Origin of the sequence: Staphylococcus sp. 11511212 (assembly GCF_011394755.1) — a bacterium.
Taxonomy (GTDB): Bacteria; Bacillota; Bacilli; order Staphylococcales; family Staphylococcaceae; genus Staphylococcus; species Staphylococcus chromogenes.
Window position 1 is genome coordinate 985,315 of record NZ_JAANBQ010000003.1, and the last position, 18,772, is coordinate 1,004,086.

An 18,772-nucleotide genomic window follows, 5' to 3' on the forward strand; every position below is an offset into this window, starting at 1 on the left:
GCTAAATGCTCAATAGTTGCTGTAGTGCTTTATCCAACATTTCTTCAGTGATGTCGAATAATGTGGAAAGTTGAGATTTTAATATTGTAGTGTTTGTCATATTAAAATACAAATAAGTCACCGCTCCAATGTACGGATTGACATTTTCGGTGTCTACTTTAGCTTCTAATAAGGATTCTGCATAATTAATCCAACTTAAAAACAATGCAGATTCGTCTTTTGTTTTAGCGCAATCATATAACACTGTCATGCCTCTATGGATAAAATCAAGTTTGTGCAATTTTAAATCTTGTACAAGATAGGAAAGGTATAATTTTTCATAATCACCTAACCTTTCCAAAATGGCCCAAACATCATTTGTGAGTAAAACTTCCTTTCCATTCAGTTGATGTAATAAAAATAAGCCATAAATTCTTTCATGCGTGTCATCACTCGTTAATAAGGGCTCAACATACCGTTTGAAATGGTGTTCACTTGAGTCCATCACCCATGGGGGAATGCCTCGATTAGCCTTCGAGAAATTTTCTAGTAATTCCCAAAAATGCTCGCTTTGTTCTTTATTTCCTAGGTAATAATAATTGAAAGCTAACGCATGAAACAATTGAAACGTTTGGAAACTCCCTTTCCGATGAAGAGGTAACAACAGTTGCTGAGAGGCCTCATATTGTTTTAAATAGCTCAATACAATCCCTAATTTAAACGTTTGCTCATCATTCATGGGGACAATTTTATTCAAGACTTTGACATAGTGTTCATATTTCTTGTAGTCGTTCATGTTGTAAAGTAGCAATGTGTAATGACATAAGGCATGCACATCTGAAGGGTCCTCTTCAAGAAGAGATTCAAACATTTCTTTCGCAAGTTGATTTTCATTGAGATAGAGATAACACATCGCGAGAAGATTTCTTATCACTTTGTTTTTTTGTATCGCATCTTTTTGCGCCAAGATAAACTCACGTGCCTCTAGCAAACGCCCTTGACCAAAAAGATATTGAAAAATTACTTGCGTCACAAACAACTCACTTTCAAGTTCAAGTTGTGCTTCTCCCATATAAGTGACTTCAAACATAGTTTCAAGTTTGTCACGATAGTCTTCATCTTCTGATAAATACGCATAGCGGAGCCCAAATAAATAAGCTTTATTGGCCTCGTTCAAATCTATATTTATCTGACTAAGTTCATAAAAACATGTTTCTAGTTCTTGTCCTCGACTCACTGCCTCATAATACAAGGCTTCCGCTTTTTTAGGTTGTCTCAATTGTACATAACACGTTGCGAGTTGTTGCGTGGCTTCAAAATTATCAGGTGACAATGCTAACACTTTGTCGAGATATTTTTGCGCTTTCTTATAATCTTGTTGTCGCAATTTTTGATCAGCTAATCGTTGATATAATGCTACATCATCACTTAATTGTATGATTTTTGGTCGCTGCGCCATCCCTGTCACCTCCCTTTCACAACGGTTTGAATTGCATAGGATTTCCCATCGCTTTGGTATCGTTTGGAATATCTTTAGAAACGACGGTATGCGCCCCAACTTGGACACGGTCACCTATCACGACACCGGGTAAAATCGTCACATTAGCCCCAATTAATGTATCGTTCCCAATAATTACGTTTCCTACTCGAAGTTCATTTGGTAAAAATTCATGCGTCAAAATTGTCGTTTGATAACCAATGGTCACATTTTCACCAATTTTAATTTTTTCTGGATAGAGTAAATCCGGCACAACTTTATAAGCTAAGGCAGTATAAGCGCCAATCTCCATGTTTAATAAACGACGATACAACACAGGTTTTAGTCGAATAAATGGAAAATATCTTAAAACTTCAATAATGATGGTATTTTTAAACAGTTTAAAAAAAGAAATGTACCGATACAAATGCCAAAGCGGATTATGTTTTCCTTTCGAAGCAACAACTTTAACGTTTCTTGCCATGTTTGATTTCCTTTCGTCGATTTGGCCAAGGTAATACATTGACTTCTTTATATTTGGGCGGTTTTACTTTAAAGCGTCTCCATAAAATCATAATAATTCCCATGATAATAAGTATGACGGACACCAATTGGGCAATGCGGATTGTCTCCGTTAACATTAAACTATCGGTACGTAAGCCCTCAACAAAGAAACGACCTATAGAATACCAAATTAAATATAAGAAGAAGGTTTCCCCGATACGTAAATTTTTTCGTAATAAAATCAAGATCACAAATCCGATAATATTCCATATGGATTCATATAAAAACGTCGGATGATAGTATTTACCATGAATAAACATATTGTCGATAATAAAGTTTGGTAAATGCAAGTTTTCTAAAAATGCACGTGATACAGGTCCACCGTGAGCTTCATGGTTCATAAAATTTCCCCATCGCCCTATCGCTTGTGCCAGTATAATACTTGGCGCCACTATGTCACCGAGTTGAAAAGGATTCCAATTTTGTCTATGGCAATAATAAATGCCCATTAAGAAAGCGCCTATAAGCCCCCCATGAATGGCGATACCTCCTAGCCAAATCATAGGAATTTCAATAGGATGCATCGCATAATAGTCTAAGTTGAAGAGTACAAAATACAGTCTAGCGGTTAATATCGCAACTACCACACAAATTAAGATTGTATTTATCAGGTCTTCTTCTTTAAACCCTATTTTTTGTGCGCTTTTTTGGGCGATGACATACCCAATCAGAATAGCGGTGGCAATGATAATCCCATACCATCTCACCTGAATAGGACCAAATGAAAATGCTACGGGGTCAATATAACTAAACACGTTTAAGCATCTCCTTTATGTTGGCTGTTTTTTAGAATTTCAGCATTCAATCGCTCATTGAATTCTTCTGCTGTATTGATGCCCATAATATTTAAGCGATAATTCATTGCAGCAACTTCTATAATCACTGCCACGTTTCGTCCAGGTCGAACTGGAATCGTTTTTTTCGTAATTTCAGTATCTAAAATTTTTAAAGTTTCTTCACTTAATCCTACACGGTCATACAATTTATCTTGACGCCATGTTTCTAGGTTGATATTCAGACGGATACGTTTCTGCGTTAGGATAGACCCCGCGCCAAAAAGCGTCATCACATTGATAATGCCAAGTCCTCTAATTTCTAATAGATGTTCAATAATTTTAGGAGGCTTTCCTATCAGTTGATTTTTATGAATTTCTTTAATTTCAACATTATCATCAGCCACTAAACGGTGACCTCGTTTGACAAGTTCAAGTGCCGTTTCACTTTTACCAATGCCAGAATCACCTGTGATTAACACACCTACTCCATAGACATCGACTAATACGCCATGAAGTGAGGTTGAATTGGCAAGTTCGTGCTCTAAAAACGTCGTAAATCTACCCATTACACGCGTCGTGGCTTCATCAATATACATCAATGGCGTATCTGTTTCATTAGCAGCTTGAATGAGTTCCTCTGGCGCTTCAAGTCCTCTTGTAATGATAATCGCAGGTGTTTCTGGTCTGCATAATTTTCTCATGCGCCCTTCGCGTTCGTCTTCAGGCAATAAATTATAAAAAGAAAGCTCAGTCGTTCCGAGTAACTGGATACGGTTTGAGGCATAATGAGAAAAATACCCCGCCATTTCTAAACCTGGTCTTGAAATGTCAGTATTATGTATCGGTCTATTTAAGCCATGTGCTCCAGCAATCACATCTAATTGAAATCTTTCCGCCAAATCTTTACTCGTTAACATACATTCACCTCAATGCGCACTCTGCGCTATTTTGAATAATTATAGTATACATGAATCACTAAATGAACATGCTTATTTTTTCCTTAGTTTGTCATTCCATTATACATGAACAGGGTGAGCGTTAAAAATAAATCTTTATGACTTATTGTTCACACTCACCCTGTAATTTTGTACTATTTATTATATTTATTTAACTTTTCACTGACATCGCGCAATGATTTTTCGATCTGACTGAACGTTTCTATCGGATTTGTTTTATTACCACCGTTTTGGGATGAACTTTTCTCGCTGGACTTACGCAAAGTCGAAGAAACTTGTTTTAATGCTGTATTTACAAAATCCTCAACGGAAGATGCGGTTTCAGCATACGTTGACGATTGTGCCTCTTTGGACTGTGAACTTTCCTTTTGATGCTTATGTTCCTCTTTTGAAGTCGCCTCATGAGACTTATTCGTATGTTGCGCTGGGCTCATGGCATCTAATAAAAGCGCTGCTGAATCTACTGATATTTTATGCGCTTCTAATAGTTCTAATACTTTAAGTTGTGCTTCTTTCATAAATTAATCCTCCATACGTGCTTTATCACGTGCTAAAACTTGTTTCAAATATTTCCCGGTGTATGAAGCTTCATTAGCCGCAATGTCTTCTGGTGTTCCTGTTGCAATAATCGTTCCGCCACCATCTCCGCCTTCAGGACCTAAATCAATTAAATAGTCTGCGGTTTTAATGACATCTAAATTGTGTTCAATAATTACGACTGTGTCACCATTATCCACAATTTTATTTAAAACTTTAAGCAAACGACTGATATCATCTACGTGAAGACCTGTGGTAGGTTCATCTAAAATATAAATAGAGCGACCCGTCGAACGTTTATGCAATTCAGAAGCCAATTTCACACGTTGTGCTTCTCCACCTGATAGTGTCGTTGCAGGCTGACCTAAAGTAATATAGCCTAATCCGACATCTACGAGTGTTTGCAATTTTCGTTTGATTTTAGGTATATTTTCAAAAAATATCGTTGCATCTTCTACGGTCATGGCTAAGACGTCAGCAATACTTTTCCCTTTATACGTCACCTCTAATGTCTCACGATTATATCGTTTTCCACCACAGACTTCACAAGGCACATAAACATCTGGTAAAAAGTGCATTTCAATCTTTATAATGCCGTCTCCTTTACAGGCTTCACAGCGTCCGCCTTTAACATTAAAACTGAAGCGCCCTTTTTGATAGCCTCGTACTTTAGCTTCATTTGTAGAGGCAAAAACGTCACGAATATCGTCAAAAACACCTGTATATGTGGCTGGATTAGACCGCGGTGTTCTACCTATAGGAGATTGATCAATATCGATAATTTTATCGATTTCATCGATGCCTTTAATGGCATCATGTTCTCCTGGTCTCACTTTAGATTTGTTAATTTTTTTAGCCAACGACTTGAAAAGTACTTCGTTAACGAGCGAACTTTTTCCAGAGCCGGAAACCCCTGTCACGACATTCATGACAGATAGAGGAAATGCCACATCAACATTTTTTAAGTTATTACTCCGTGCGCCAAGAATTTCTATTTTACGATCCGTTGTTTCACGACGGACTTCAGGAACAGGAATAAATTTTTTGCCGCTTAAATATTGACCTGTAAGTGATTTCTTATTTCGCATGACTTGTTTAGGCGTTCCATTCGCGACAACATGCCCTCCGTGATCTCCAGCACCAGGCCCGATATCTACTAAGTAATCCGCTTCCATCATTGTATCTTCATCGTGTTCCACAACAATGAGCGTATTACCTAAATCACGCATATCTTTTAAAGTCGCTATCAATCTATCGTTATCTCTTTGATGTAAACCAATGGACGGCTCGTCTAAAACATATAAAACACCTGATAATCGAGAGCCAATTTGTGTGGCCAAACGGATACGTTGTGCCTCTCCACCTGATAAGGTTCCTGAAGCACGGTTCAACGTCAAATAGCCTAACCCCACATTATTAAGGAAATCCAAGCGGGCTATAATTTCTTTGAGTATTAAATTGGCAATTTGTTGATCTTGATTCGAAAGTTCAATATTTTGATAGTAATCTAAGGCATTTGATATAGATTGTTCTACGACTTGACCAATATTTTTATCCCCTACATAAACAGATAGCGCTTCTCTACTCAACCGATGACCGTGGCAGGTTTCACATACTTGTTCTGCCATGTATTTTTGCATCATTTCTCTCACATATTCAGACGGTGAATCATGGTAGCGTCGTTCAATATTCGGAACCACACCTTCGAAAACCATTGTTCTTGTCCGTGATTGGCCGAATTTAGATTTGAAGGTGAAGGTAATTTCTTTTTCTCCTGAGCCGTATAAAATAATGTTTTTTTGTCGCTCAGTCAGTTTTTTATAGGGTTTATCCATATTAATTTTATAAACTTCACACACACGTTTTAAAAGGGTTGGGTAATAATCCGAACTTGTAGGTTCCCAGGGTAAAATAGCACCTTCATTCAACGTTTTATCTTTATCTGGCACGACTAAATCTAAATCTACGGTTAACTTTTGTCCGAGTCCATCACAAGTTGGGCATGCGCCAAATGGACTGTTAAAACTAAACATCCGTGGTTCCAATTCCCCAATTGAAAATCCACAAATTGGACAAGCATGTTTTTCTGAGAATTCTAGCGGTTCCCCATCGATGACATCCACAAATAACCGCCCATCTGCAAGTTCTAAAACGGTTTCTATTGAATCAGCTAATCGTGATTCAATGCCAGGTTTAACTACAAGACGGTCCACAACAATTTCAATGGTATGATTTTTATTTTTATCTAGTTCGGGAACCGCAGTAATATCCATAATTTCACCGTCAACGCGGACACGCACATACCCTTTTTTACTAATATCGTTTAAAAGTTTTTCATGTGAACCTTTTCGATGATTGACGACGGGCGCTAACAATTGAATTTTAGTGCGTTCTTCAAGTTGAAGAATACGATCGGTCATTTGTTGTACAGTTTGGGACTCAATTTCAATCCCATGGTTCGGACAATAAGGTTTCCCAATACGTGCATAGAGTAATCTGATATAGTCATAAATTTCTGTGACAGTCGCGACAGTTGATCGTGGGTTTTTACTCGTCGTTTTTTGATCAATCGAAATGGCAGGTGACAAACCTTCTATCGTATCGACATCGGGTTTGTCCATTTGCCCTAGAAACTGTCTCGCATAGGCACTTAAAGATTCCACGTAGCGGCGTTGCCCCTCTGCATAAATGGTGTCAAAAGCAAGTGATGATTTACCAGAACCTGACAAGCCTGTCATGACAATTAATTTATGTTTAGGCAATTCAATATCTACATTTTTTAAGTTATGGGCTCTAGCCCCTTTTACAACGATTGACGGCTCTTTCATTCCAATCACCCTTCTGCTTTTAATTCAAATAATAAATCTCTCAATTCGGTCGCTTTTTCAAAATCTAACGCTTTGGCTGCTTCTTTCATTTCTTTTTCTATATTTTGAATCGTTTTTTGTCTTTCTTTCTTCGTGAGTTTCTTCGGTACTTCTTTACGGTTATCAGCATTGGTTTCATCTGTTTCAACAGTAGCACTTATCACATCATGTATTTTTTTGTTAATCGTTTTAGGTGTAATGCCATGCTCCTCATTATATGCCATTTGGATGTTACGTCGACGTTCTGTTTCATCAATCGCATATTGCATAGAATCTGTCATTTTATCAGCATACATAATCACTTCACCTTTGTCATTACGTGCTGCACGTCCAATCGTTTGAATTAACGAACGCTCTGAACGTAAAAATCCTTCTTTGTCTGCATCCAAGATGACCACCAGAGAAACTTCTGGAATATCAATACCTTCTCTTAGTAAGTTAATTCCGATTAAAACATCAAACGTTCCCATACGTAAATCACGAATAATTTCAATACGCTCTAATGTTTTAATTTCAGAGTGTAAATAATTGACTTTGACGCCCGCTTCTTTAAGATATGTCGTTAAATCTTCACTCATCTTTTTCGTTAATGTAGTGATGAGGACACGTTCATTACGTTCGACACGTTCATGGATTTCGGATAATAAATCGTCAATTTGATTTTTAGTAGGACGCACTTCAATTTTAGGGTCTAAAAGTCCTGTCGGTCGAATAATTTGTTCAACCATTTCATCTGTATGTTCTAATTCATAAGGACCCGGCGTTGCGGAAACATACACCAATTGTTTCGCTTTTTCTTCAAACTCTTCAAATTTTAATGGACGGTTGTCTAAGGCGCTTGGCAAACGAAAGCCGTGTTCAACTAAAACGTTTTTTCGGGCTTGGTCTCCATTATACATTCCCCGAATCTGAGGTAAGGTCACATGGGATTCGTCTATCATGATGAGCCAGTCCTCACCGAAATAGTCTAAGAGTGTATAAGGGGTAGATCCTAATGGGCGTAACGTTAAATGAACGGAATAGTTTTCGATGCCTGAACAAAATCCCATTTCTCGCATCATTTCTAAATCATAATTTGTACGCTGTTCTAAGCGCTGAGCCTCTAAAAGTTTATTTTCACTGCGAAGTTTTTCAAGTTGTGTTGCTAATTCCTTTTCAATACGTTCAATGGCTAATTTCATCTTTTCATCGCGTGTGACGAAGTGAGATGCTGGGAATAAAGCAAAATGTTCACGCTCACGTAAAACTTCTCCAGTTAAATAATTGATTTCACTCACACGGTCAATTTCATCACCAAAAAATTCAACACGAATACATAGCTCGTCTTTAGAGGCCGGGAAAATTTCAACGACATCTCCTCTAACGCGGAATGTTCCCCGTTTAAAGTCAATGTCATTTCGTGTATATTGAACATCAACTAATTTTCTTAGCAATTCGCTGCGGTCCATTTCCATACCGACGCGTATACTCACAACTAAATCTTTATATTCATCCGGGTTCCCTAAACCATAGATACAACTAACACTTGCGATGATGATTACGTCATCTCTTTCGAACAACGCACTTGTCGCTGAGTGCCGTAGTTGGTCAATCTCATCATTAATAGAGGCATCCTTTTCAATAAAAGTGTCTGTGGAGGGTACATAAGCTTCTGGTTGATAGTAGTCATAATAGCTGACAAAATATTCGACTCTATTTTCAGGGAAGAATTCTTTAAACTCGCTATAAAGCTGTCCTGCTAACGTTTTATTATGGGCAATGATTAAGGTCGGTTTCCCAACTTCTTTGATGACATTACTCATCGTAAAAGTTTTACCCGTTCCAGTGGCACCGAGTAAGGTTTGATGGCGTTTACCTTCATTGATACCTTTGGCAAGTTCAGCAATCGCCTTAGGTTGGTCCCCTTGTGGATCAAATTCTGAAGCAATCTTAAAATCATGGTGCTCCATCTATGTTCGCCCCTTTCACAGCAATATTAAACATATTTTAACAAATTTTTTCAGTTTATTCCAAACATCTGTTCGGCAATTTCAACTCTCTTTTTTCACTTTCCACTATAACAAACATCTAAAAGAAGGATAAGATATCCATATGAGGGGTATCTTATCCTTCAGTATCGTGATGTTTATGAATATGCAATTGATCAACAATAATATAACCTGCTAATAGCGAAACGACATCTAAAAAAATAATCCATTCATTATGAAAAAAACCTTTGTAGACAGAGGCGCCAATCAAGACAAGCGTGATGAAAGTTCCCACCCATTTACTGCGTGTAATTGCACTAAAAATAACGACAAGAACACACGGAAAAAAGGCTGCTAGCATATACCAAATCAATGGAATCACGCTTTCTTATTGTTTAATATTTGCATCGTTGTTTCACGCAACTCTGAACGTGGAATAAATTTTTCAGTGAGCATTTCGGGAATGATATTTTCAATAAAATCTTGAACAGAATATAGATGATCAAACTGCATAATCGTTTCTAAACTCATCTCATAAATTTCAAAAAATAAAGGTTCTGGATTACGTTTTTGAATTTCACCAAACGTTTCATAAAGAAGATCAATCTTATCAGCCACTGCTAATATTTGCCCTTCTAACGAATCATCTTTACCCTCTTGAAGTCTTTGGCGATAGATGTCTCTATATTTTTCTGGTATTTCCTCGGTAATAAAAGTATCTACCATCTCTTCTTCAACTTGTGAAAACAATTTTTTTAATTCGCCACTCGCATATTTTACGGGTGTTTTAATATCCCCTGTAAATATTTCAGCAAAGTCGTGATTCAACGCCTTCTCATACAAACTTTTCCAATCGACTTCTTTACCGTGATATTCTTCCACCGTTCCTAAATACTGCGCAATTTTCGTTACTTTAAAAGAATGCGCAGCCACGTTATGTTCAAAATATTTGAATTTACCTGGCAAACGAATTAATTTTTCTAAATCAGATAGTCTTTTAAAATATTGATGTACACCCATTACCAGACCCCCTATCACGTCGTTGAGCTTGTTCCGTTTTCTGAAAGTATTTTCTAGTTTGATGATAATATAACACAAAATGAACGATTCTATCACTATATATATAAATTGAATATAAATATTCACATTTAATGAATATAATCGTACTGATTGAAATCGTGAATGATTCTTTGATTGACCACATATGGCGCTATCCAATTCATCTCTGAAACAATAATATGCGTGGGTAAGATTTTTTCTACAATGGCCACGTGTCCATACACGCCTTCTTTGGTAACAAGAATCGCTCCAAGTTGAGGTGTGTTATTAACGACAAAACCTTGATAGCGTGCCTGATCACCCCAATATTTTGCATCTCCCCAAAGGTTAGAAATAGGTGAATTTAATTCCAAGCGTCTCTGAAATGCATAAAATGTACATTGGCCTTGTGTATAAAGATTAATCGGCACGTTATGTTTTGGAAGAGATATGACTTTGTTTGGAACGAACGGCAAAACTGGTCGTATTAACTTATCTTTTTTAGCATGCTTGTGGGTGATTTTCTTTTGTAATACTCGTCGTGCCCTTTGCTTGCGGGCATATTTTTGAGATTGTTGTAGAGTGTGTAATGGGCGTTGCTCAATTTGAGGATTTTTAGTCAGTTGAGGTTCAAATAGAATCGCTAACCCTTTCGGTGAAAGCGCAGCCATTGATTCGTCTGGAGTGAATGAAAATGGGGATTATAATTTTGAAATTCCTTCTCAGTCAAATGATAACGTTTTAATATATGCGAAAGTTGTTCATCGGGTTGTACCCTGTGCACATGTTTATTTGGAAAACGTATAGTATCAAAGTGAATTTTTTCTTTTGAGATTTTAGGGTTTAATTTTTCTATCTCTTTAGTTGAGACCCCTGTCGCTTGTGCAATTTCAGAAATTGTCATCTGTTGAGGTAGTGCCACCTCTTGTGTAGGCACTAATAATGTCATGACAGTGACGATGAAACCCTTCATAAAGTCAAACTCCTAATCCTTTTTTAATTCAAAAAACTTGGAGTAAAGAAATCAATATCTACACTCCAAGTTTCAATAGCTACTTTTTATTTTAATTGACTGCGTAAATAAGCATCAATGAAGGCGCCGATGTCACCGTCCATTACTGCATTCACATTTCCGGTCTCTTCATTCGTTCGATGGTCTTTAACCATTGAGTAAGGATGGAAAACATAGGAACGAATTTGACTTCCCCAGCCTATCTCTTTCTGTTCTCCACGTATTTCAGCAAGTTCACGCTCTTTTTGTTCAATTTCTAATTGATACAGCTTAGCTTTTAACATTTTCATTGCGGCTTCTCGGTTTTTAATTTGTGAACGTTCATTTTGGTTGTTCACGACAATACCTGTCGGATGGTGAGTGATACGAATGGCAGATTCCGTTTTATTGATGTGTTGTCCACCTGCACCAGAAGCACGGAATGTATCTACTGTAATATCATCAGGATTAATTTCGACTTCAATTTTTTCATTATTAAACTCTGGAATGACGTCACATGAAGCAAATGAAGTATGGCGTCGACCTGATGAATCAAAAGGTGAAATACGCACTAAACGATGAACACCTTTTTCAGCTTTTAAATAACCATATGCATTGTGCCCTTTAACGATCATTGTCACACTTTTAACGCCTGCTTCATCCCCTGCTTGATAATCCGCAATTTCAACTTTAAAACCTTGTTGTTCACAAAAGCGTTGGTACATACGTAGCAGCATATTCGTCCAATCTTGTGACTCTGTACCACCCGCACCCGGATGAAGTTCCATGATGGCGTTATTGGCATCATGTTCACCGTCAAGCAACAACTGTAATTCAAAACGATCTATTTTCTTATCATAGTCAGCCACAGTCGCTTCTAATTCATTCTTCATTTCTTCATCATATTCTTCTTGTAATAATTCATAAGTTGCCATCATATCTTCAATATCATGATTTATTTCATGATACGTATTGACAACTGACTTCAGCGCATTATTTTGATCAATAATCTCTTGCGCACGTGCTTGATCGTCCCAAAATGTGGTTTCAGCCATCATTTCTTCATACTCTTGAATATCGGTCTCTTTTTTTTCTAAGTCAAAGAGACCCCCTAAGCTGATCAAGTTTAGTCTCGAAGTTTTCAATATGACGTTTTATCTCTGATAGTTCCATTACGGCACTCCTTACCTTTTTTATTATTTACCACAACAGTTTTTATATTTTTTGCCACTTCCGCAAGGACAAGGTTCATTACGTCCTACTTCGTGCTCTTTAACGATAGGTTGAGGTTTTACTTTTTCTTTCCCATCGTTCGTAGAGACGTGTTGACCTTCAAATTCCTTTGTCTTTTCACGTTGCACGTCATCTTCAACTGTCACAACTGATTTTAAGATGTATTTACTTACATCTTCTTCAATGCCTTGCATCATAATATCGAAAAGTTCATGACCTTCATTTTGGTAATCACGTAAAGGATTTTGTTGACCATAGGAACGTAAATGAATCCCTTGTCTCAATTGATCCATTGTATCGATGTGGGACGTCCATCGTTCATCAATAGAACGTAATAAAATCATTCTTTCAAATTCTGGCATACGCTCACCAAGGGCTTCTTTTTGACGATTGTATGCTTTTTCTATTTTTTCCCAAATGATGTCGAAAATATCTTCACGATCTTTGCCTTTGATTTCCTCTTCTTTCAATTCACCTTCATGCAAGAACACATCTTCCACATAATGAATTAGTGGTTCATAATCGGGATTTTCAGCATCTTCATTCACGTGATATTGAATCGTACGTTCAAGTGTTGATTTTAACATTTCAATGACAAGGGCTGAACTGCTTTCTTCATCGATAATTCGATTACGCTCTTCGTACATGATTTCACGTTGTTTACGTAACACTTCATCGTATTCTAGAATCCGTTTACGTGCATCAAAGTTGTTACCTTCCACACGTTTTTGTGCGGATTCAACCGCACGCGATACCATTTTAGATTCAATTGGTGTGGAATCGTCCATACCCAGTCGATTCATCATGGATTGCATACGTTCAGAACCAAACCGTACCATTAAATCATCTTGAAGTGACAAGTAAAAACGGCTGTCTCCACGGTCTCCTTGTCGACCTGAACGTCCACGCAATTGGTCATCAATACGTCGTGATTCATGTCTTTCAGTCCCGATAACTGCAAGACCTCCTAAATCTTCTACGCCTTCTCCAAGCTTAATGTCCGTACCACGACCGGCCATGTTTGTAGCAATCGTTACAGCACCGCGTTGTCCTGCATCTGCTACAATTTCGGCTTCACGTTCGTGGTTTTTCGCATTAAGTACGCTATGGCGAATACCACGTTTTTTAAGTAAGTTTGAAATGTATTCACTCGTTTCCACTGCAACTGTACCCAAGAGCACAGGTTGGCCTTTACGGTGTTTTTCAATCACTTCTTCGACCACTGCATCAAATTTTCCTTTTTGACTGACATAAATTAAATCAGAATGATCCACACGTTGGACAGGACGGTTGGTAGGGATTTGCGTTACGGTCATATTATATATATTTCTAAATTCTTCTTCTTCCGTTTTAGCTGTCCCTGTCATACCTGCTAATTTATTGTACATTCTAAAGTAGTTTTGGAAGGTGATAGAGGCCATTGTTTTAGACTCATTTTGAATTTTAACCGATTCTTTAGCTTCAATAGCTTGATGTAACCCTTCTGAAAATCGTCGTCCGGGCATTGTACGACCTGTGAATTGGTCAACAATTAAAATTTCGCCATTTGATACCATATAATCTATATCACGAGCCATTGTATAATGCGCTCTTAATGCAAGGTTGATGTGGTGAATGATATCCACATGTCGCACATCATATAAATTGTCAATTTTAAACATACGTTCTGCTTTGTCAATCCCTTGCTCAGTAAGCTGAATCGCTTTTGTTTGTACATCATAATTATAATCATCTTCAGCTTTTAGCATTTTGGCAAAGACGTTGGCTTGCGTATACAATGATGTTGATTTTTCTGCCTCACCAGAAATAATCAGAGGTGTACGCGCTTCATCGATTAAAATTGAGTCAACTTCATCGATAATAGCAAAATTCAACTTGCGCATAACGCGATCCTCTTTATAGTTCACCATGTTATCTCGTAAATAGTCGAAGCCCAGTTCATTGTTTGTACTGTACGTAATGTCTTTTGCGTAAGCATCACGTTTTTCGTGTGTTTGTAAACTATTCGTGTTAAGTCCTACATTAAGCCCTAAAAATTCATATAAATGCGCCATCTCTTCACTTTGAGAGGAAGCTAAATATTCATTGACAGTGATAACGTGGACACCACGTCCAGTTAATGCATTCAAATACGTTGGCATTGTGGCAGTTAATGTTTTACCTTCACCCGTTCTCATCTCTGCAATATCGCCTTTATGAATCGCAATACCACCCATAATTTGAACTTTATAAGGAACCATACCAAATACGCGTTTTGATGCTTCTCTGACAAGTGCAAACGCCTCTGGTAAAATTTCATCAAGTTTATTATCCTGTTCTTTTCGATCTTCTATTTCTTGCAATTGTTCCTGAAATTTGCGTGTTTTCTCTTTAATTTCATCATCAGTTAAAATTGCCATGTCTTCTTCCAAGGCAATAACTTTGTCCGCAAGTTTTCCAAGTCTTTTGACTTCTCGGTTATTACCTTCAACCAGTTTCGTTAAAAAACCCATTTATTTCGCTCCTTTAGCAATAAACTGTGCTCTCTTACAACAACACATCATATCATTTTTAGGTATAAATTTATACTCATATACTTAGTGTCTAAGAAAATACTAAGTAATATATACCACAACGTAATAATTTCACGTCAGAATGTTAGTACTAAAAAAGAGCCTACAGATGTGCTATAGGCTCTTTCGGTAACAACATTTATATTTGTAACATACAATTTTAATCTAAAGCTTCTGTTTCAATCAGACCATATTTTCCATCTTTACGACGATAAACAATGCTAGTACCTTCTGTTTCTCTGTCGTGGAATACAAAGAAGTCATGTCCTAATAAGTTCATTTGAAGTACAGCTTCTTCTGAGTCCATTGGTTTTAAACCGAATGTTTTAGAACGAATGATTTCAATGTCTGATTCAGATGTTTCATTGTCAATTTCAGGTGTAGTTGCTTCTGCATCTACGAAAATATCTTGTTCATTACCGCGATCACGGTTTTTTCTATTCACGCGTGTTTTATATTTACGAACTTGACGTTCTAATTTGCTCGTAATTAAGTCAATACCCGCATATAAATCATCATGACGCTCTTCAGCTCTTAAAGTAACGTTTTTAAGCGGAATCGTTACTTCAATTTTAGTACTTGAGTTTTGGTAAGTTTTTACTTTAACATGTGCTGTTGCATTAGGCACATTCGTAAAGTATCGTTCTAATTTACCAATTTTGTCCTCAATATAATTGCGAATTGCATCTGTGATTGTGAGGTTGTCTCCATGAATTTCAAAGTTAATCATAGTGCTCGCTCCTTTCAACCTCTTGCTATAATATATTTCTTACTTATATTTTACCACGTTTACGTCAACGTGCAAACGTTAACATACTCAATTTTCTGACTTTTTTCGAGAATAGCTTAACCGCAACGTTATGGGCAGTTTGGCCCGTTGTGTAAATATCATCTACAAGTAAAATGTGTTTGTTTTCGAGTCGAATGTCACCTTGAATTGAAATGCCATTCTTCAAATTCATCCTGTCTTTTAAGTTAAGAGAAAACTGTTTAGGACGTTGATTCATCTTAAGACAGTTTTGAAAAGGAATTTTCGCTTCTTCTAATACCGTTTGTACTGGATTAAATGTTCTTTTAAGGTCATTTTCTTCTACTGAAGGGACAGGTATCACCATATCAAAGTTAGCGTATGGAATTCGAAGCGCTTGCGCAATCACTTTAGCCAATGCGACATCGCCGAGGAATTTGTATTGGTGATAAAAGGATTTATAAAAACCTTCATAATGAAAACAGGCAGTTATCTTATCGAAACGATAGTGATACTTACGTACGCTACAATTCACACAGTGTTGCTGTTCAATTTTTCCGAGGCAATACTGACATCGGTTTTCTGGTTGAAATTGATATTGATTCATAGCTAAGGTGCACCGCTCACAAAGAACGGGGTGCGGTGTAAAGAGCGTTTGAAAAGAAAGTGTATCAACTATCGTAGTTTGACATATCAGGCACTTCAATGTTTAATCCATCCCTTTTCTCTTCCCAACTCATTCATACGTTTAATTTCATGACGTGCCGCATACATCGCTATCGTCCTCCCCGTGTGATAAAACAGCACTGTTCCATCTGGACATACCTTCATTCTTCCAACCCTTCCAGCAATTTGAATCAGCGCAGAAGCCGTATACTTGTGGCTATCCATTACCCAAACGTCTAAATAAGGCATTGTGAATCCTCTTTCTAAAATAGTTGTTGTTAATACAATTTTGTAATGGCCATCACGAAGTGCTTGAACTTTAGAGAGGCGCTCTGGGTCTTCACTATAGACGTAACATAAACTGTTTAGCAAAGATTGATAGGTTTTATAAAAATCTTTCATCTCTTCTATATTACTAAAAAATAGCAAAGTCGTCCGTTGTAATTGAACTTGTTGATTTAAATGTTTTATCAAATAACTTTGCCGATGTCTAAATTTCACTTTGAAATATTTAAATGTAGGCACAACAAGAGGGTAACGATGAAACCGTGCTGGCAACGTAATGATATGTTCTGGCGAGAAAGATTTTAATAAACGTTTTGGTGGGGTGGCCGTCATATAAATTAACGTTTTTTCACTACGTGCTGCACTTGAAATACAGTGCATTAAATTCGGATCCATAGAAAGCGGAAAAGCATCCACTTCATCAATAAATATGACATCAAAATGGTTTTTAAAGCGATACAATTGATGAACGGTCGCTATAATGAAATGACCCTGAAATTTTTGTTGACTCGCTTGATGTAATACATCAATATTTTCATGTTTAAACGTTTGACAAATCCGTTGACTCACCTCAATGACAACATCTACCCTTGGCGATACGACTGCAACGTTGAAACCTTTCTGACGTGCCACTGAAATGGCTTCAAACATCATCTCTGTTTTCCCAGCACCAGTCACTGCATGTAGAAGCAAACTGTTCTTTTCATGTAATGCGGTCACAATTTGAGAAGATGCAAATTGTTGTTGGGGAGATAATTCGAAAGAAAGCGCATAATTTCCAGCTGAACGTTGATGATGCGTTTGGGTTAAAACAACTTTATGGACAGAATCCATTCGCCCCATCGTGATACAATGGCGACAATAGGTAATAGGCTCCTTAAAAAAAGCGCTATGATACTGATAAAAATGGTGATTTTGCACTGTCTCACATTGCACACAAAACCATTTTCCTTCTCTTTTGATCACTCCGTAAGTGATTTTTTCTATCGTTTCATCTGTTAAAGTCGCGCGCTCCTTCACTAGTTGTCCGTACCGTTTCATTTCGTCCCTCCTTCACTATTCTACTCGTTTTAAAGAATGAAATTACTTTTCTTTCTTTAATCTTTTTCAAAAGGAGGTCTCTTATATATCAAAAGAGCAGTAAAGCCTCTTGATGTAGAGTGCTTACTGCTCTTTTGAAAGCGCGATGAATTACTTGTAATCTGGCACAGTAATTTTACGATTGACTGCACCTATACCAAATCCACCTAATCCTAAGTGGGAGGAGATAACTGGACCAAATTCAGAAAAAATGATATTTTTTTCTGGAAAGCGCGTTTTTAAATCTTCAAACACACGATGTGACTCTTCCTTATTATCTCCACCGATCACAACAACTGTCGATTGTTCAAATTGATTTGACAATTCGATAGCTTTGTCTTCGATTAATTTCAATGCTTTTTTCTTTGTGCGTACTTTTTCATAAGGAACAATAAGCCCTTCCTCAAATGTCAGCACAGGCTTCATTTTTAATAGATTTCCAACCCATTCCTGTGCCCCTGTTATGCGTCCGCTTTTACGCAAGTTTTTCAAATCATCGACGACGAGATAAGCTCCAGTGTGTTGACGCATATCTTCTAAATCCTCGAGAATTTCATCTATATGCTTACCTTCTTTAATTAAGTCTATTGCCCGAAACACAAATGCACCTTCCACCATACATGCAAGTTTGGAATCTATGGGATGTACATTGATACCTTCGACCATGCTAGCTGCTTGTAAAGATGTTTGATAAGCTCCACTTATCCCACTAGATAAATGTACGGTAATGACGTCTGTATAACCTTCAGCTTTGTATGCCTCAAACGCATTAATCATCTCACCAATCGCGGGTTGGCTTGTCGTCGGAATCGTTTCAGACTCCTTTAACACAGTATAAAATTCATCTGCTGTAATTGTTTCGTTTTCTTTATGATTTTCGCCATTTTCTAACGTAATACTTAACGGCACAATTCGTATATTATTTTCTTCTAAATAAGGTTGAGGAATATAACTTGTAGAATCTGTCATGACAGCGATTTTCATTTTTTAATGTCCTCCTAATTATTTACAACATTCACACCTATTTAACGATCGTTTTATTTGGTAACGTTGATG

Annotated in this window: 17 protein-coding genes; all 17 read right to left on the bottom strand. The window is 37.2% G+C overall.

What is annotated here, in order from left to right; genetic code table 11:
* Position 1: 1 nt before the first annotated feature.
* The gene (locus tag G8Y84_RS06235; RefSeq protein ID WP_105996699.1) at positions 2-1,438 is read right to left on the bottom strand and encodes a tetratricopeptide repeat protein; all 1,437 of its coding nucleotides are present in this window, start codon (positions 1,436-1,438) and stop codon (positions 2-4) included.
* Between the two features lie 16 nt (positions 1,439-1,454).
* The gene (locus G8Y84_RS06240; protein WP_105996698.1) at positions 1,455-1,940 is read right to left on the bottom strand and encodes an acyltransferase; all 486 of its coding nucleotides are present in this window, start codon (positions 1,938-1,940) and stop codon (positions 1,455-1,457) included.
* Positions 1,924-2,775 carry a prolipoprotein diacylglyceryl transferase gene (gene lgt / locus G8Y84_RS06245; protein WP_105996697.1) on the bottom strand — a complete coding sequence of 284 codons (852 nt, stop codon included), beginning with the start codon at positions 2,773-2,775 and terminating at the stop codon, positions 1,924-1,926. Before lgt ends, G8Y84_RS06240 begins: the two co-directional genes overlap by 17 nt.
* Before the next feature lie 2 nt (positions 2,776-2,777).
* A complete protein-coding gene (gene hprK / locus G8Y84_RS06250) occupies positions 2,778-3,713 on the bottom strand; it encodes an HPr(Ser) kinase/phosphatase (protein ID WP_165806192.1) in 936 nt (311 codons plus the stop codon).
* Between the two features lie 173 nt (positions 3,714-3,886).
* Positions 3,887-4,270: a hypothetical protein gene (locus G8Y84_RS06255; RefSeq protein WP_037572478.1), complete on the bottom strand. Its 384-nt coding sequence runs from the start codon at positions 4,268-4,270 to the stop codon at positions 3,887-3,889.
* Positions 4,271-4,273: 3 nt separating this feature from the next.
* Complete coding sequence (gene uvrA, locus G8Y84_RS06260; RefSeq protein WP_037572481.1) at positions 4,274-7,117, bottom strand: excinuclease ABC subunit UvrA; 2,844 nt, start codon at positions 7,115-7,117, stop codon at positions 4,274-4,276.
* Between the two features lie 5 nt (positions 7,118-7,122).
* Positions 7,123-9,105, bottom strand: coding sequence for an excinuclease ABC subunit UvrB (uvrB, locus tag G8Y84_RS06265; RefSeq protein WP_037572484.1), 1,983 nt, complete (start codon positions 9,103-9,105; stop codon positions 7,123-7,125).
* 154 nt (positions 9,106-9,259) lie between these two features.
* Complete coding sequence (locus G8Y84_RS06270) at positions 9,260-9,496, bottom strand: CsbA family protein (protein ID WP_037572486.1); 237 nt, start codon at positions 9,494-9,496, stop codon at positions 9,260-9,262.
* Positions 9,497-9,501: 5 nt separating this feature from the next.
* Complete coding sequence (locus G8Y84_RS06275; RefSeq protein ID WP_037572489.1) at positions 9,502-10,143, bottom strand: YfbR-like 5'-deoxynucleotidase; 642 nt, start codon at positions 10,141-10,143, stop codon at positions 9,502-9,504.
* Positions 10,144-10,271: 128 nt separating this feature from the next.
* Entirely contained in the window at positions 10,272-10,832 is a 561-nt protein-coding gene (locus G8Y84_RS06280) for a CHAP domain-containing protein (protein ID WP_165806193.1), read from the bottom strand.
* Complete coding sequence (locus G8Y84_RS06285; protein ID WP_165806194.1) at positions 10,805-11,134, bottom strand: LysM peptidoglycan-binding domain-containing protein; 330 nt, start codon at positions 11,132-11,134, stop codon at positions 10,805-10,807. The genes G8Y84_RS06280 and G8Y84_RS06285 overlap by 28 nt, the downstream gene beginning before the upstream one ends.
* An 86-nt stretch (positions 11,135-11,220) precedes the next feature.
* Positions 11,221-12,325, bottom strand: a protein-coding gene (prfB, locus tag G8Y84_RS06290) for a peptide chain release factor 2 (protein WP_103158921.1) whose coding sequence is annotated in 2 segments (ribosomal slippage) — positions 11,221-12,252 and positions 12,254-12,325 — 1,104 coding nt in all. Because the reading frame shifts where the segments join, the coding sequence is not laid out codon by codon here.
* 23 nt (positions 12,326-12,348) lie between these two features.
* Positions 12,349-14,877, bottom strand: a complete 2,529-nt coding sequence (gene secA / locus G8Y84_RS06295) for a preprotein translocase subunit SecA (RefSeq protein ID WP_165806195.1) — start codon at positions 14,875-14,877, stop codon at positions 12,349-12,351.
* Positions 14,878-15,097: 220 nt separating this feature from the next.
* Positions 15,098-15,667: a ribosome hibernation-promoting factor, HPF/YfiA family gene (gene hpf / locus G8Y84_RS06300; protein ID WP_037572494.1), complete on the bottom strand. Its 570-nt coding sequence runs from the start codon at positions 15,665-15,667 to the stop codon at positions 15,098-15,100.
* Between the two features lie 64 nt (positions 15,668-15,731).
* Positions 15,732-16,292: a ComF family protein gene (locus G8Y84_RS06305; protein WP_172458451.1), complete on the bottom strand. Its 561-nt coding sequence runs from the start codon at positions 16,290-16,292 to the stop codon at positions 15,732-15,734.
* A gap of 95 nt (positions 16,293-16,387) precedes the next feature.
* Complete coding sequence (locus G8Y84_RS06310; RefSeq protein ID WP_107366481.1) at positions 16,388-17,677, bottom strand: DEAD/DEAH box helicase family protein; 1,290 nt, start codon at positions 17,675-17,677, stop codon at positions 16,388-16,390.
* Between the two features lie 150 nt (positions 17,678-17,827).
* A complete protein-coding gene (gene fakB1 / locus G8Y84_RS06315; RefSeq protein WP_165806196.1) occupies positions 17,828-18,700 on the bottom strand; it encodes a fatty acid kinase binding subunit FakB1 in 873 nt (290 codons plus the stop codon).
* Positions 18,701-18,772 lie beyond the last annotated feature (72 nt).

What these genes read in the sequence shown, in the direction of transcription:
- fakB1 (WP_165806196.1), bottom strand. Translation starts at nt 18,700, where the DNA reads ATGAAAATCGCTGTCATGACAGATTCTACAAGTTATATTCCTCAACCT.
- G8Y84_RS06235 (WP_105996699.1), bottom strand. Translation starts at nt 1,438, where the DNA reads ATGGCGCAGCGACCAAAAATCATACAATTAAGTGATGATGTAGCATTA.
- G8Y84_RS06240 (WP_105996698.1), bottom strand. Translation starts at nt 1,940, where the DNA reads ATGGCAAGAAACGTTAAAGTTGTTGCTTCGAAAGGAAAACATAATCCG.
- uvrA (WP_037572481.1), bottom strand. Translation starts at nt 7,117, where the DNA reads ATGAAAGAGCCGTCAATCGTTGTAAAAGGGGCTAGAGCCCATAACTTA.
- G8Y84_RS06285 (WP_165806194.1), bottom strand. Translation starts at nt 11,134, where the DNA reads ATGAAGGGTTTCATCGTCACTGTCATGACATTATTAGTGCCTACACAA.
- G8Y84_RS06255 (WP_037572478.1), bottom strand. Translation starts at nt 4,270, where the DNA reads ATGAAAGAAGCACAACTTAAAGTATTAGAACTATTAGAAGCGCATAAA.
- uvrB (WP_037572484.1), bottom strand. Translation starts at nt 9,105, where the DNA reads ATGGAGCACCATGATTTTAAGATTGCTTCAGAATTTGATCCACAAGGG.
- secA (WP_165806195.1), bottom strand. Translation starts at nt 14,877, where the DNA reads ATGGGTTTTTTAACGAAACTGGTTGAAGGTAATAACCGAGAAGTCAAA.
- G8Y84_RS06310 (WP_107366481.1), bottom strand. Translation starts at nt 17,677, where the DNA reads ATGAAACGGTACGGACAACTAGTGAAGGAGCGCGCGACTTTAACAGAT.
- G8Y84_RS06305 (WP_172458451.1), bottom strand. Translation starts at nt 16,292, where the DNA reads ATGAATCAATATCAATTTCAACCAGAAAACCGATGTCAGTATTGCCTC.
- G8Y84_RS06280 (WP_165806193.1), bottom strand. Translation starts at nt 10,832, where the DNA reads ATGGCTGCGCTTTCACCGAAAGGGTTAGCGATTCTATTTGAACCTCAA.
- hpf (WP_037572494.1), bottom strand. Translation starts at nt 15,667, where the DNA reads ATGATTAACTTTGAAATTCATGGAGACAACCTCACAATCACAGATGCA.
- G8Y84_RS06275 (WP_037572489.1), bottom strand. Translation starts at nt 10,143, where the DNA reads ATGGGTGTACATCAATATTTTAAAAGACTATCTGATTTAGAAAAATTA.
- hprK (WP_165806192.1), bottom strand. Translation starts at nt 3,713, where the DNA reads ATGTTAACGAGTAAAGATTTGGCGGAAAGATTTCAATTAGATGTGATT.